Annotated in this window: 12 protein-coding genes and 1 other RNA gene; 8 read left to right on the plus strand and 5 right to left on the minus strand. The window is 40.7% G+C overall.

Annotated features, from left to right (window positions below; all coding sequences use genetic code 11):
* Positions 1-59: 59 nt before the first annotated feature.
* From B5G52_RS12915 to B5G52_RS12930, 4 genes are read left to right on the plus strand one after another with little or no spacing between them, the layout of a single operon-like run.
* Complete coding sequence (locus tag B5G52_RS12915; protein WP_176372547.1) at positions 60-1133, plus strand: CDP-glycerol glycerophosphotransferase family protein; 1074 nt, start codon at positions 60-62, stop codon at positions 1131-1133.
* A 17-nt stretch (positions 1134-1150) separates the two neighbouring features.
* On the plus strand, positions 1151-1840 hold the full coding sequence (locus B5G52_RS12920) for an ABC transporter ATP-binding protein (protein ID WP_087533063.1): 690 nt from the start codon (positions 1151-1153) through the stop codon (positions 1838-1840).
* Positions 1837-3132 (plus strand): ABC transporter permease, encoded by a 1296-nt coding sequence (locus B5G52_RS12925; RefSeq protein ID WP_087533064.1) that lies wholly within the window; start codon positions 1837-1839, stop codon positions 3130-3132. Before B5G52_RS12920 ends, B5G52_RS12925 begins: the two co-directional genes overlap by 4 nt.
* A gap of 10 nt (positions 3133-3142) precedes the next feature.
* The gene (locus tag B5G52_RS12930; RefSeq protein WP_087533065.1) at positions 3143-3643 is read left to right on the plus strand and encodes a DUF3299 domain-containing protein; all 501 of its coding nucleotides are present in this window, start codon (positions 3143-3145) and stop codon (positions 3641-3643) included.
* 54 nt (positions 3644-3697) lie between these two features.
* Here B5G52_RS12930 and rnpB read toward each other — a convergent pair.
* An RNA gene (gene rnpB / locus B5G52_RS12935) (RNase P RNA component class A) lies at positions 3698-4061 on the minus strand.
* A 42-nt stretch (positions 4062-4103) separates the two neighbouring features.
* Positions 4104-4961, minus strand: a complete 858-nt coding sequence (gene rsmI, locus B5G52_RS12940) for a 16S rRNA (cytidine(1402)-2'-O)-methyltransferase (RefSeq protein ID WP_087533066.1) — start codon at positions 4959-4961, stop codon at positions 4104-4106.
* A gap of 61 nt (positions 4962-5022) precedes the next feature.
* Between rsmI and B5G52_RS12945 the strand changes: the two genes are divergently transcribed.
* Genes B5G52_RS12945 through dolP form a run of 4 tightly spaced genes read left to right on the plus strand, consistent with a single transcriptional unit; the run spans position 5023 to position 8438 of the window.
* The gene (locus B5G52_RS12945) at positions 5023-6888 is read left to right on the plus strand and encodes a penicillin-binding protein activator (protein ID WP_087533067.1); all 1866 of its coding nucleotides are present in this window, start codon (positions 5023-5025) and stop codon (positions 6886-6888) included.
* A 23-nt stretch (positions 6889-6911) separates the two neighbouring features.
* Complete coding sequence (locus tag B5G52_RS12950; protein ID WP_087533068.1) at positions 6912-7283, plus strand: YraN family protein; 372 nt, start codon at positions 6912-6914, stop codon at positions 7281-7283.
* 1 nt (position 7284) lies between these two features.
* Complete coding sequence (locus B5G52_RS12955; protein WP_087533069.1) at positions 7285-7872, plus strand: SIS domain-containing protein; 588 nt, start codon at positions 7285-7287, stop codon at positions 7870-7872.
* Entirely contained in the window at positions 7872-8438 is a 567-nt protein-coding gene (dolP, locus tag B5G52_RS12960; protein WP_087533070.1) for a division/outer membrane stress-associated lipid-binding lipoprotein, read from the plus strand. The genes B5G52_RS12955 and dolP overlap by 1 nt, the downstream gene beginning before the upstream one ends.
* 73 nt (positions 8439-8511) lie before the next feature.
* Here dolP and B5G52_RS12965 read toward each other — a convergent pair whose 3' ends face one another.
* The 3 genes from B5G52_RS12965 to B5G52_RS12975 form a co-directional block, all read right to left on the minus strand.
* Positions 8512-11565 (minus strand): TonB-dependent receptor, encoded by a 3054-nt coding sequence (locus B5G52_RS12965; protein ID WP_087533071.1) that lies wholly within the window; start codon positions 11563-11565, stop codon positions 8512-8514.
* A 71-nt stretch (positions 11566-11636) separates the two neighbouring features.
* Positions 11637-14393 (minus strand): poly(beta-D-mannuronate) lyase, encoded by a 2757-nt coding sequence (locus tag B5G52_RS12970; protein WP_087533156.1) that lies wholly within the window; start codon positions 14391-14393, stop codon positions 11637-11639.
* Positions 14394-14943: 550 nt separating this feature from the next.
* Positions 14944-15876: a sugar kinase gene (locus B5G52_RS12975; protein ID WP_087533072.1), complete on the minus strand. Its 933-nt coding sequence runs from the start codon at positions 15874-15876 to the stop codon at positions 14944-14946.
* Positions 15877-15907: the final 31 nt, after the last annotated feature.

Genomic DNA, 15907 nt, shown 5'->3' on the forward strand with positions numbered 1-15907 from the left:
CTTTGCTGTCATAAACAATATAGAGTTATAATATGGGTCTATTTATTGGGGGACTATACTTGGACTATTTAACAGCAACTAAAAATAAAAAATACTTAATGTATATTTCTCAAAATTATTCTTATGCTATTTTACGGCCATTACAGCAAGAAATACTAGCTCAAGGAGGTGAGGTAAAGTGGTTTTTGGAAGGAAATGAAGTTACATCTAGTTTCTTGAAAAATAATGAATCTCACCTATTAACGATCGAAGAAGTTATTAGGTGGTCTCCAGATGTTTCATTCGTCCCAGGAAATGTTATACCTCCTTTCATCCCAGGTATAAAAGTAGGTCTTTTCCATGGGTTCAATTCAGGCAAACGAAATCGTAAAGGCTTCGAAGATCACTTTAATATCAGAGGATGTTTTGATTTATATTGTACTCAAGGCCCTAATACAACATCAAGATTTGAACAACTGTCAAAACAATATAAGCACTTTGCTGTAAAAGAAACTGGTTGGCCTACATTAGATCCTCTATTCAATCCAGACACCAAAAGTATCTATACACAGCCTGATGATAAAAGAAAAACACTATTAATTTGCTCAACATTTTCAAGAAACTTATCTCTGGCACCGAAGCTTTACCAAACAATAAAAACTTTTAGTGAGCAAGGTAAGTGGCGAATTCTAATGCAGTTCCACCCTAAAATGCCAAATGAGTTAGTCACTAAATATCAAGCTCTTGAGAACGAAAACCTAACTTTTATTGAAACAGATAATGTATTACCCCTTTTAAAAGCTGCTGATGTCATGCTCTGTGATACTTCATCAATTTTATTGATGTTTATTTTACAACGAAAACCAGTCGTAACTTTTTGCAATCAAGATCCAGGAAAACACCTTCTTGATGTCACTGAACCTGAAAAAGTAGAAGCTGCCATTGAGCTTGCTTTATCTCATCCAGCTCAGCTAATGGACGATATTGAGTCTTTTTGTCAACAGCTTCATCCATACCAAGACGGCCTATCGAGTCAACGTGTACTTGCAGCATGCAATGAATTAGTATTAACAAATCCAAAACTTAAGCCCAAACCGCTTAATTTAATTCGAAATTTAAAGATGCGTAAAAAGTTAAATTATTGGCGTTGGTAATAATTATATAGGTTTTTATGATCACACTTAACAATGTGCTTTTCAAATGGCACAAGCAACAAGCAAAGCCCACGCTTAGCATACCGGCATTAAACATTGCAGATGGCGAACATGTTTTTTTACATGGGCCGAGCGGCTCTGGTAAATCAACCTTATTATCATTGCTTGCTGGGATCAATACTGCCAACTCAGGTACCGTAAAACTATTAAATACTGATTTAGCAGCCCTGAGTAACCGCAAACGTGATGTTTTTCGCTCTGATCATATAGGCTATATTTTTCAGAATTTTAATTTACTGCCTTACCTATCACCACTTGAAAACGTGATGCTAGGTTGCCAATTTTCAAAGCCACGCCAAAAAAAGGCGCTACAACAAAGTGCCTCTTTAGAGCAAGAAGCCGCACGGTTATTAACTGCGCTTGGCCTCACAACTGAACACCACCAGCAAAACGCAGCAAATTTAAGTATTGGCCAACAGCAGCGAGTTGCTGCCGCACGCGCTTTTATTGGCAGTCCAGAGCTCATTATTGCCGATGAACCGACCTCTGCACTGGATGCTAATAACCGCACAGCATTTATTGAGCTGTTATTTGCTCAGGCCAGTATAGCCGGAAGTACCTTGGTATTTGTCAGCCATGATGAAAGCCTACAATCACTGTTTAATCGCTCAATCAGCCTAAGTGATATTACGGAGCAAGTAATATGATATTGATAAAGCTTGCTTATAAAAGCTTACTGAACCGCCGTGGCAGTGCATTTTTAACCCTGTTTACCATTGCCATTAGCGTGATGCTACTGCTGAGTATTGAACGTGTACGCGTTGATGCAAAAAGTAGTTTTAGCAATACAATATCAGGCACAGATTTAATTGTTGGCGCCCGCACTGGCGATATTCAATTACTGCTGTCGTCTGTGTTTCGTATTGGCCACACAAACAATGGCGTAAGCTGGCAGAGTTATCTATTTATCAAGCAACAACGCGGCGTAGCGTGGACAATTCCCTTATCCCTTGGTGACAGTCATAAAGGCCAAGCCGTGCTTGGCACCAGCTTAGATTACTTTACACACTACAAATACGGAAAAAAACAGCCGCTAACTTTTACCCAAGGCACTGCATTTAGCCATTTAAACGAAGTGGTGATAGGCAGTGAAATCTCTAGTAAACTAAACTATCAGCTTGGCGATAAAGTGATTATTTCACATGGCATGGGTAATACCAGCTTTCATCATCACGATGAAGACCCATTTACCGTAGTCGGTATTTTAAAAGCCACAGGCACACCGGTTGATAAAACCTTGCACATTCCGCTTGCTGCCATCGAGCTAATTCACGGTGGGGGTCACTCTGAGCATGAGCATGAGCATGAGCATGAGCATGAGCATGAGCATGAGCATGAGCATGAGCATGAGCATGAGCAGCATAATGAAAACCTAACCGGAGAGCCAAAACAAATTACGGCCTTTTTAATGGGCTTTGACTCGCCTTTATATACCTTGCAAGTGCGCCGTAATATTAATCAATATAAACCAGAAGCACTACTAGCTATTATGCCCGGCGTAACATTGCGCGAGCTGTGGGAAATGCTCTCAATAGTCGAAAAAATCCTACTGTTATTTTCATCAATTGTGGTATTAGTAAGCCTGCTTGGCATGTTAACAACACTTTTAGCCAGCTTAAACCAACGCCGTCGTGAACTGGCAATTTTACGTTCAGTAGGTGCCAGACCTTGGCACTTGTTCTCGCTTATTAGTATAGAATCACTCCTTATCACATTGTTTGGTTGCCTATTGGGGTGCGGTTTATTTTATGGCTTGATGAGTATCGCCGCAGGTTTTTTACAAAGCCACGGGGGCATATCAGTCACAATCAGTATGCTCTCCCACTATGAACTAGTGTTGATCGGCGCTATTATGGCGGCAGGTTTTATCGTTGGCCTTATTCCCGCAACGCGTGCTTATTTCTATTCACTGACCGATGGCATGAGCATTAAAATTTAAGAGGAACACCATGCAGTACATTCAAAAACTTAGCTTTGTGAGCTTAGTTATTATTAGCTTAGCAGTAAGCTTTTTAGCTCATGCTAATGCGCCAAAAGAAATATTTTGGGAAGACCTGATCCCCCAAGGGCATGTGCAAATTGACACTCAAGATCAAGCAAGCCATGAAGGCAGTGAGCAAAACTGGGTGCAACCCGACCTTGATGCGCCAGTCGTTAAAGAACTTGATGGCCAATCAGTGAGTTTACCAGGTTTTGTGGTACCACTTGAAGGTGATAGCGAAGTCATCACCGAGTTTTTACTGGTACCATATTTTGGTGCTTGTATTCACGTACCACCACCGCCACCTAATCAAATTGTTCATGTCACCATCAAAGGCGGCGTACCAATCGAAAGCTTATATGATGCGATTGTAGTCACCGGCATCATCAGCACAGAAACATGGAGCGGCGACATCGCCCAAGTCGGCTATAAAATAAAAGCCATTGGCGTCGCCCCGTTTGAGCTTTAAAAAGCTACAAACACAAAAAAGCCCGCAGCGTTAACTGCGGGCTTTTTTGTTGAATGAGTGAGTCAGCCTATAAGCCGGGTTCTGTTCTTTCCTAAGAAAGCGATAATCATTCGTCTAGGCCATAAATCGCTCTATGGCTCAAGCAACCTACCCGGTTCCAACGTGGGCCACGCCATAAGGAACCCTATTTGGTCTTGCTCCGAGTGGAGTTTACCTTGCAACCGACTATTACTAGCGGCCCGGTGCGCTCTTACCGCACCCTTTCACCCTTACCAACCGAAGTTGGCGGTCTCCTCTCTGCTGCACTTGTCGTGGGCTCACGCCCCCCAGCCGTTAGCTGGCACTCTGCCCTGTGGAGCCCGGACTTTCCTCCCCCTGCGCATTTTCGTTGCAGGCAGCGATTATCTTGGCTGACTCGGCGCGCAGTATACCTGAGCTTGATGCTCTGTGCAGTAAAGAATTAGCCTTTTTCGTCAATAATTGTTTTATACAGGGCGTTTTTTTTCATACCAAAGTAATCGGCCACGATACCGCAGGCTTTTTTCATCGGCATTTCACTCTCAAGTAAGGCTAACATTTTACGCGCTTCTGGCGGAATATCATCTACCACCTTAGGTTTGCCCGGTAGCATTAAAACAATTTCACCACGTTGTTTAGTTGGATCATCCGTTAAAAACTGTTTTAACTCAGTTACCGTGCCATTAAAAAAGGTTTCAAACGTTTTGGTTAGTTCTTTAGCAAAAACCACCTGTTGTTCGCTACCAAGGGCGCTTTCTAAATCATCAAGACTAGCCATAATACGGTGCGTACTTTCGTACATTATACTGGTAATGCCTGAATTAACGGCTTCAATGAAGAAGTCTTGGCGAGCTTTACTTTTCGCTGGAGTAAAACCAATAAATTGAAAGCGATCGGTCGGTAAGCCTGAACAGCATACCGCAGTAATTGCTGCACACGCACCCGGTACCGGTGTTACATGAGCCCCTTGCTCACGACATAAATTAACAACGGCATAACCAGGGTCGCTAATTAAGGGAGTACCAGCGTCTGAAACAAGTGCTATATTTAATCCTTGGTTCAACTGGTCAATTATTTGCTGCGCTTTTTGCTTTTCATTATGATCATGTAAAGCAAAGGTTTTTGCTTTAATACCAAAGTGACTGAGCAACTTACCTGTATGGCGAGTGTCTTCAGCAGCGATTAAGTCAACCTGCGATAATGTCGCGATTGCACGCTGACTTAAGTCGTCAAAATTGCCAATTGGGGTGGCAACGATGTAAAGAGTGCCGATTTTATCTGAATTCTCCTCATTTAACATTGAGGTCTCCTGCGTCAGTCAGTAATATAAGCAAATCGCGTTAACGTATTGGGAAATCATTGTGCGACTTAAACTTGTTAGTCTATTAATCATATTGTCAGGGTTATCGGCTTGTAGTACAACCGAAAAACAGACTAAAACCACTGAAAACCTCAGTTCAGCTAATAGTACGTCACAAATTCAAGCGACTGATGCACAATCAATGTACCAACTTGCGTTAAATCGCCAAGGTGCAGATAAAATTCAGCTGCTTTATAGCGCGCGTGACGCAGCTATCGAAGAGCAACGTTGGCCACTGCTAGAACAAATATGTACTGAGCTTGAGCAAACCCCAACGGTTGATCAGGTGCAAAATAAACTCTACACCGCATTTGCACAAAAGCAGCAGGGTAAAAACACCTTAGCGCTGGAAATGCTAGCCACTTTAAATAACCAGTTAACGCAACCTGAGCATTTTGCTTGGCACCAATATTTAACGGCCAGCATCTACTCATCACAAAAATTACCTAAACAAGCTGCACCGTATTTTTTTAGAGCATCAGAGGCTGCCAGTAAAAATAATTTAACTATCCCTGAGCTTAATAAAGCACTTTGGCAAAATCTACAACAACTTTCATCTTACGCATTAGAGCGTTTTAATCGTGGCTCTGTGGTACAGCAAGGTTGGGTAAACCTGGCTTTATACCATCAAGTTTATTTAGGTGCACCGGTTGAGTTAGATCAGGCAATCAATAATTGGCAGCGCCGCTACCCGACTCACCCCGCAATGGCAGTACTCCCTAAAAGAGCAGCTGAATTAATCGCGATAGAGCCTGTTAATATTGAGCGGCTAGTGGTGCTACTACCTCAATCTGGGGCTAATGAACGCTTAGGCGATGCATTAAAAGCAGGAGTGCTTGGGGCACTCGATAACAGTAATATCACCGAAACAGTTTTTCTTGATGAAATGCTGACGACCACAGAGCTAGAAACTAAGCTCGCAGAATTAAAACCTAACTTTGTTATTGGCCCACTACTCAAAGCAAACATTGATAAACTAGCGAATAATCGAACCTTAGTGAACTACCCTGTTTTGCATTTAAATTCTTTTGAAGGACAGCGCGTCTCAGGCCAACACTTCTTTTTTGCTTTAAATCCTGAGCACGAAGTACAACAAGCTCTTGAGCACTTTTTAACTCAAGGTTACCAAAAGCCTATGATTCTTGCGCCAAATAGCAGTGCCGGACAACGCTTAGTTGATTTTTTTAATATGCAGTGGCAACGCTATAGTGAAACAAAGCCACAAGTAGGACTGTATAGCAGTAAAAAGGATATGCCAAAAACAATCGCAGGTTTACTCGAAGTTGATAAATCAAAAGAGCGCATTGCAACTGTTAAATCGTTATTTAAGCAAGAAGTTGAGAGTGAAACCCGCTCACGCAGAGATATCGACGTTATTTATATTTTGGGCGACGCCATAGAAACCCGTTTAATTAAGCCTTACTTAGATGTTAACGTAAGTACCTTTGTAGAGCGCATACCTCTTTACGCGAGCTCTAAGAGTCATAGTAAACAAATCGATAGAACCGACAAAGGTGATTTAGACGGCTTATATTTTACTGAGCTACCTTGGATGCTTAGCGGTCAAGTATCTAACCAAGCCTTGCGCCAACAATATAATTCTCTATGGCCAGAGCAAGCCGATATCAGCCAACGCTTATTTGCCATGGCCTATGACTCTGTGGCTATGCTAAGTGATATTACGCAACTGAGCATGATCCCAGGTAAGCAATATACCGGATTAACGGGTCAATTAAGCATCGCTAGTGATGGCCAAATTAATCGTCAGCTTAAATGGGCACAATATAAAAATAAACAAATTAAGCCTGTGCAATTAAAAACCCAAGCGCCAGTACCTTTATTTATGCAAACAGCTACAAGTGAATAATTACCAACAGACAAGGACGTGTCATGTCGTGGTTCAAACAATTATGGCAAAATAGTCGAGAAAAAGGTCAATACTATGAGCTTCAAGCGCAAAAGTATTTACAGCAGCAAGGGTTAACACCCATAGAGCGTAACTATAACTGCCCCTATGGAGAGCTTGATGTAATAATGCGTGACGGTGATACACTTGTATTTATAGAAGTAAAGTTTCGTGCAAGTAGTATCAAAGGCGGTGCAATGCATGCGCTAGGAAAACAGAAGCAACAACGTTTAAAGCGCACTATCTATCATTATTTAGCAGCTAAAAAGCTAAAAAATCAAGCGCTAAGAATCGACTTTGTCGCTATTACTGGCGACAAAGCACAACAACTTAATTGGATAAAAAACGTATTTTAATATGCAAGATACTATAAAAGAGATTTTTACAGAAAGCATTCAAGTGCAAATCGCCGCTGGTGAGGTACTACCAAGCGCGTTAGAAGCCGCCGCTTTTACCATTGCACAAAGCCTTATTAATGGTAATAAGTTGATTTGTTGTGGTACCGCAAGCTGCCACATGCTAGCTCAACATATGGCTGGTGTACTAATCAACTTTTATGAAACCGAGCGCCCTTGCCTACCTGCAATAGCCCTATCGCAAGAAAATATTAATTTAGGGCAAAGTAACCACACAGATGATCACGAAACATTTGCACGTCAAATTCGTGCGTTTGCTCAACAAGGTGATTTATTACTGGTGATGGCAAGCAACGGCAACGAAAAAAATATAATTTCAGCAGTGGAAGCAGCACTTACAAAAGACATGAAGGTCATAGTAATGGTTGGCGATGATGGTGGAGAATTAGTTGGCCTACTTGGCGCTAATGATGTAGAAATCCGCGTACCTTCTAAACGACCTAGCCGTATCATCGAGTCTCACTTGGTCAACCTCCATTGTTTAAGTGGGCTAATCGATTTAACCCTATTTCCACAGGAAGAAAGTTAATGTTCAAGCAATCACTTATTGTTATGGGAACCGTTTTATTATTACAAGGCTGCGCAGCTGCTGTTGTCGCTGGTACTGCAGGCGCAGTCACAGCCGCAAACGATCGCCGCACGCTTGGCTCACAAATTGACGATAACAACATTGAAATTAAAAGCGGTATTGCTATTAACGACGTAGAGCGCTTAAAAGATCACGCCAATCTAAACGCAATTAGCGTTAATGGAATTGTGCTGTTAATTGGTCAAGTTACCAATCAAGAAATGAAAAATGAAGCACAGATTGCTATAGAGAAAATAGATGGCATTCGTAAAATTCATAATCAAATTCGTATTGGCTCAAATATCAGCATGAGTACAAAAACCCATGACTCATGGCTCACCTCTAAAGTGAAAACCCAACTACTCACCACTGAGAATATCAGTAGTAACAATATTAAGGTGATTACTGAAAACAGCGAAGTATTCTTAATGGGCTTAGTAACAGATGCAGAAGCCAATACTGCAGTAGATGTTGCGCGTAACGTATCTGGTGTTGAACGAGTTATAAAAGTGTTCGAGTATTTATAACGCGAGTAATCTATTAAAGTTTTAAAATTAAAAAAGGCGAGAGTAAATCCCGCCTTTTATTTTGACATGTACCTTAGAACTTAAACGATACACCGGCAAATAAGCGTGGGCCGTAGCTATTCACTTCCCCTAAGTTACCCTCAGTATAGTAATCTTGTGATTTAGGCTCACTAAATAAGTTAATTGCTTCAACTTTAACCTTAACGTGGCTATTAACTTTGTATGACGCTCTCATTTCCCATACACCAACCGCATCTACATAACGTAAACGGGTACCATTGCTTGTATATGGTTGGAAATACTCACTACGGTATTTATAAATAACCGCCGTATCAAAGTCGCCAATTTGATAATAAAGTTGACCACTGAATACATGCTCAGAGAAGCCTGGAACAGAGCCTGGCTCAACAATTCCCTCTGTTAACTGGGTAGTGTTGCCATCAACATCAGTGATGAAAGTATCGCCATAGTTACTATCTTCAAACTCGTAATCTGTATCAGCATAGTTATAGCCAAATTTCACACCAATTCCTGTGTCCCAACGATAAGCAATTGAAGTCTCTAGACCAAATATATCGCTTTTTTCATCCGTTGTTACGGAGTTAGTGATTGGTAATAGGTAGCTATCTCCATCAATTACAAACTCTTCTAATACCGTTTGTTGCTGGAAACCACCTTGGAATTGCTTGTAGTAAAAACCAAGCGATACAATAGCATCTTCATTAGGATACCATTCAGCTGCGATATCGTAGTTCCACGACATTAATGGTTTAGTATCAGGGTTGCCTGAACCGTTAACACCAACAAATAAGTCTTCAACCGTAGTTGGTGCTGCATTATCATCGGTTTGGAATGTACGGCTATAGCTCATATCACTTGGATCAGCACGCGACATACCACGGAAAATACCACCACGAAATAAGATGTCTTCGCTGTAATCTACTACTAAGTTAAAGCTTGGTAACACTTCAGTGTAACCACCGCCACCTTCGATTTTCTCTAGTGATTCACCGGGCACAACACTCAATATACCTAACTCATCAGCAACTACTTCAAAAGTGTTTCTAAAGCCTATTGACGTTACATCAGTATCAACGACACGCACACCAAAATTACCGCGAATAAACTTACCGAACATTTCTGTATCGTAATTCGCCATTAAGTAAACTGAGGTTGTTTCTTCGGTAACATCTTTCGTGCCTGCATTCGCGTACTCCAGTTCAGGGTAGGCAAATTCACCACCATTAGAAGCTGCAAGCGCTTGTGAGAAGCATACATTGTCGTATGTTGCCCAAGATGAACCGGTGCCACTATCCACTACATTTCCGCTACTGTCCACTTGGGTAATAATGTCGCCATCTGATACGCTCGATAAGAACCCTGACTCAGGGAAGTCTATTTGACACCCTTGTAACACATCAAGCGCTGCAGTCGTCGTTTCATCAAGTGTGTACTCAGTACGAGAACCATTACCTTGCAAACCACCATACTGAATAAATGATAACTCAGACATTCTCACGCCACCTTGAATACTGGTAAATACATCACCTTCAAGTGCATAGTCAAAGTCTACACGCGCACCTATCACTTCATTATCACGTACGTTTTCACGGTCAATACGTGTACGCAAGCTGTCGGTATAATTTGTAATATCTGTCACATCAAAATCTGTTAACGTGAAATGAGGAATGCTTTCCCCCATATCCCAACTAAAGAAAGGACGATCGGCGGTTCTACCCCGGTTAGAAATTTGAATTTCTTCACGCTTAGTTTGTGAGTAAGAAACATCAAAATCTAATGTTAGTCTGTCTGTTGCATGATACTCAACGTTTAAACCGTAACCTTTGTAGTTTTCTTCTCGAGAGAATTGCTCGCCAGCAGACTCAATGCGTTCTTGACCTTCCCAGTGTAAAATTCCACCTGCTTGATTGGTCACGAGTGAAGGACCCGTTATGCCTCGAGTCACTCCTTTTTGTAAGAAAATTAAGTCGTGTCGTGCTTCTTGCTGTATACGATCTGATAGTTGAATATCTAGATTAATATCCCATGCATCAGATGGCTGATATTGAAAAGCGACAAACAATGCATCACGTTCATCTGAAGTTTCATTTTGACGAAAACTTCTACTACTGCCAGTCCACGCGTAAGGTGTGCCATCACTAATTGCTTTACCAGTATCTGAGTCAATTTCGGTATCGTAACCTTGGTTAGTGCTACCACTTACTTGATCTTCACAATCCTTAATCGATCCTGTAGGTTCATAGCGATAAAAGCCTTCATTAGTGTTACTTGGATCATTTAAGCATGCCCACAATGAAGAACCTGTAGGGCTAGAGCTACGGTATTCCGCTTCTGGCTGGCTAATATCTTGACGTTGCACACCAAAAGACACACCTAAAGCTTGACCATTATCAAATTCAAATTGATCTAAATAACTAAAGGTACCACGAAAACCAACATCACTTTGTAATGAGTTATCAACATTACTTTCATCTGGGTTATAGTTTACTTTAACTTCACCTTGAATACGCTGCTTACCATAATCAAGCGGCTGTACCGTTTCAAGAGCGATAACACCCGCTACACCACCTTCAATCATCGATGCATCTTGCGTTTTATAAATCGCGATCTTTTTAACTAACTCTGAAGGAAACTGAGAGAAGTTAACCGAGCGGTCACCACTGCCGTTAGTCGCTTCACGGCCGTTAATATGCGTAGCACTTAGAAACGGGCCCAAACCACGAATAGTAATTTCAGTTGCACCACCATTTTCACGATGCGAAGCCGCACCTGTGATAGATTCAAGTGCCTCACCAATTGATAGCGCTGGTAAATCACCAATATCTTCCGCAGATAAGCCATCTACAACCGTGGTTGCTTCACGCTTGATTGCGATTTGATCTTGAATGGTTCTACGTGAACCTGTAACGCTAATAATTTCAATATTATCATCTTCAACTTCAGCATTTTGAGGTGCTTCTTGAGCATTAGCAGTCAAAGTAAATGAACCTGCCATACCTGCAAAAATAGTTGCTTTAACAAGCTTAGCAACTGGACGAAGTGCAAATTGATTTTGCGCTTCTTTTTGCGCTCCATTTGCTATTGTGTGTTCTGTTGTCAACGACATGTCGAGATCTCCGTTGTTATTATAAAGGTAGCGTTCGCTACCTATTTAGCAATACAAAATTATTTATGAGGTTACTCTTGCTCTACTGTCCAAGTAGAACCAGCTCCAACTTCAGAGGCTTGGATATAGTGCAGGCCTTTTGCACCAGCAATCGCTTGAGCGCCACTAGGGTCTGTCACTGTCAACGTATTTGCCTCTGTAGCAATGATTAATTCAGGTACTTCTTTGCCATTTTCAGCTGGCGCTTGGTCAACCGCACCTTGAGAATCAAATTCGCCATTGCCATTTAATTTTCTGATATCTACCCAGTCTTCATCTTCAACATCACCTGAGGCGTAGCTCACAGTGAAACCATAGTTATTTGAAAATAAAGATTCTTCATGGTTAATTAAGTCACAATCGTATTCAAAAGCATGTGCTGAACTACTGTCACCATTTGCTAAAAAGTAGCCATTAATTAATGCATCAGAAATGTCATCATCCGACTCATCTGTATCATCAACACCCACACCATTTGCAATTAGGTTCGCGTCGAAGTTAATTTTGAAAAAGTTTTTAGTTAATCCATATAATACTGGATCATCTGCTGCGGTCAGTTCATCACAATCACCAACACGTGCTTTAGAGCCAATTTCAGTACTAAATACGATAGGTTGAATAGAGTTTAAAACAGTGTTGTTACTAACATTTAAAGTAAAATCACCCGCCGCATCTAGTACCGCTTGGTTACCACTATTAGGCAAGCCACCCGTTGCTTGTGAGAAAGGGTTTGCAGAGAAAACAATACCACCCGCTTCTTTATTTGAGGCACGTGAGCCTGCTATATAATTATTTGTAACGGTATGCCCTAATGGCGTCATAATTACACCACTTGGTCGATCGCTCGTATCGTTGATATTGGTAGTGCGAATTATGATGTTATCACTAACGGTATTAAAGCCTCCGTCTTCTAACGAGATACCACCATTGGCATTTATAATCGTATTACCTTGAATCGTCGCACTTGAAGTTTGTACACGCATCAAACGACGACCTGTGGCGAAGTTATCAATACGATTATATTGAACCTTAAAATTAGAATTATCTGCGGCATCAGAACCTGTAGTACTACCTACATTTAATAATAATAAACTTGATTCGCCATAGTTAGGATTTTCACTGTTGCTGAATAGATTGTATTGCACTGTATGATCAGTACTTGAAGAGGCCATTTTAATTACAGACCCTTTAACCGCATTATTACGATTAGAAAAAGTATTACGCTCAACTAGTGCGCCTTTACCTTTTAATACAATCCAATGATGTGTTTCTTCGCGTATTTCACTGGCGGCAACATCACCGTCCATTGTATTGTGAGAGAAAACGAAGTTATCACCTTCAGAATATACGATGGCTTCTTCTTCGTTTTCGCAAAAAGAATCCGCTTTAGTATTTAAGTTTTTAAATGTAACACCTGAAATTCCTGCACCATCAACTCCGCTTGCCACATGAATACATGATTCACCCGAGAAAATAGGAGTCTCACCTTCCACTGCACGTATCGTTACAGCATTTGTTAGTAAGATATCTGGTAGGTCGCTGTATACCGCAGAGTTCAACCCTAATACTGACCCTTCAACTAAACCACTTGTAAGCGCATTTGAAAGTTCTGTAGAGTCGCTAATGATTTGTGTGTAAACAGTACCATCAAGTACACCTGTTACGATCTCGTCAAAACCATCATTATCGGTATATATTGCCTTGACTGAAATAGTCGCTCCGGCATAATCAGTCGGTGTAAAAGTATTGCTATTTGTATCTGCAATTTCAACGCCATCTGCTAACCAAGTGTAAGTAATGCTGGTTTCATCAACACCATTTTGTTCATCAAGCTGAGCTGTTAACAAGGTGTTTTCAAGACGAGGTATATCACCTGTAATAATGATACTACCATTAATATTAATAGCCTCATCTGTCACGGCTTGAGTAGGTTCTGAAAGATTATCTTCTGCAAAGCCATTATCGTCGGTATAAATAACTTGTACTGTGATTACTTGACCTAGCTGTGCTTGCTTAACTACAAATTCACTCGCCGTTTCACCAGTAAGAGCAACTGAGTCAGCAAACCATTGATAAGTAATAGTACCCGTTGCGCCATCAACATCAGTTATCTCAGCACTCAACGTTTTGCCTACAGTAGGAACCCCACTAATACTAACCATGCCTTCAGTGTTAACACGTTCTACAGCTGAAGTAGCCGCAGAGATAGGGGATTCATCAAAACCTCTCGCATCTTCGAATAAAGCTTTAACCCTAATCATCGTGCCATACTGCGCTTCAGTAAGTTGTAATTCTGATTGAATCTCACCCTCTATAAGTAGGCTATCGGCATACCATTCATACACAACTATTTCACTGTCAAAACCGTTTTCATCACTTACATTCGCTGTAAGCGTAGAGCCAACTAAAGTATCACCTGAAATGGACACCGTTGCATCAAAAGCTACAGCTGCAACATCATCAGTTGGATCACTTATATGTGACTCATTAATACCGCCGTCATCAGTGTAGCTCGCTTGTGCAGTAATGCTCATACCAACTTGTGCATCTGTTAAGGTAAATGTTGTACTATTTGCGCCTACAATGAGTTCATTATCAGCATACCAATAATATTTAACATCACCTGAAATACCGTCAGGATCACTCACACTCGCACTGAGTGTCTCACCCATTAATGCTGTGCCAGATAGAGCGATAGTGCCCAATGAGTTCCCTTCGTCTTTTGAGTCACTATTACAACCCATTATCGCAGCAGCAACGGCGCAAAGTGCAAAATGTTTTAAATTCATAACGGCTTTATTCTCCACAGTCATGGTCTTGGTTCTTTTCATTATAATGTGTGCAATCATTACCAAAACTCGCTAATTTGTTATTACCAAAATAATTACTTAAAAAGATAAATTGTTAACCAGAGCGGTAATATAATCACAATGTAAATACCATTACCAGTATAATCGTTCAATAAACATAACATTTAATTCACATACTGATGCATTACCTGTAATTTAGTGCTCTGCAGCTATGTCACTATTTTCAATACTTAAATTTAAATACGCAGAAAAAGCAATCTCATTTTTGGATTGAATTGGTAAAACAATATACAAATATAATTGATAGCCTGTATTGGATCTTTTGGTTTACTTCAAAACGTCCATGTACACGTGCTTAGAGATCACTCATTACCGTAGCTAAAAGACTAAATGAGGGCTTAGAAGAATGAGGGGGTAACATATGAGAATTTATTTTAGTTATAACTATGAAGCTAAATTAATACGCTGAGGATAAAGAGGAAAATATACAAGGTAGGCAGAGCAAGCAGCTCCCCTACCTAAAGTCTAACTACAAGCCAGCAATTGCCATGGCTTGTTGAAAAACATCTTTAGGCGCAATAGCGCCCGGTTGTTGAATAACCGTGCCAGCAGCTTTAGCTGCTAAATTAACTGCATCAGCTATTTCGCGGCCTGATAAACGCGCACCTAAGTAAACACCATTAAACGCATCACCAGCAGAGGTTGTATCAACAACATAGGCAACTGGGGAAATAGTATGGCTTAATTGTTCGTTGTTAATCACAGTTACAACAGATTTCGGGCCGTTTTTTACAACGATCTCTTCAATGTCATATGGCTTACAAAAGTCTATCACACCTTGAATAGTGTCAATTTCGTATAACATTTCAAAGTCTTCAACTCCAGGTAACACAACATCTGCAGCAGCAAAGGCACTATCATATTGTTGCTTAGTTTCATCAATACTCTGCCATAAACGAGCTCTGTAATTAGGGTCAAATACAATTTTTACCCCAGCTTGTTTAAGCTGTGTTACTTTTTGCCAAAATAGTTCACGTGCATCTTGTTCAATCACAGCAAGTGAAATACCTGAAAAGAAAAACATATCTCCAGAAGACAATTGTTCAACAATATTAGTCGTTAAAAAATCAACGATCTTTTTAGCTGCTGAATCATTACGCCAATACGAAAAGCTACGCTCACCGAATTCATCAGTTTCAATGTAATACATGCCAGGTACTTTTTCATCATGAGCAAATACAAAGCGCGTATCTAGCTGCTCGCTGTTAAAGCGATCTAACATTTGTGCACTTAACTTGTCTTGCCCGATTGCAGTAACTACAGCAGCGTTTAACTCAGGAAAACATCTTTTTAAATACACAGCAGAATTATACACGTCACCTGCAAAAGATTGATGTAAAGCGGATTCGTTCATCGTTCTAAGCTCAACCATGCATTCACCTAGGAAGTAAATATTTTTCATTAATCACACTTACCATATGTAACTAACTGTT

Origin of the sequence: Pseudoalteromonas sp. A601 (genome assembly GCF_002165575.1) — a bacterium.
Classification (GTDB): domain Bacteria; phylum Pseudomonadota; class Gammaproteobacteria; order Enterobacterales; family Alteromonadaceae; genus Pseudoalteromonas.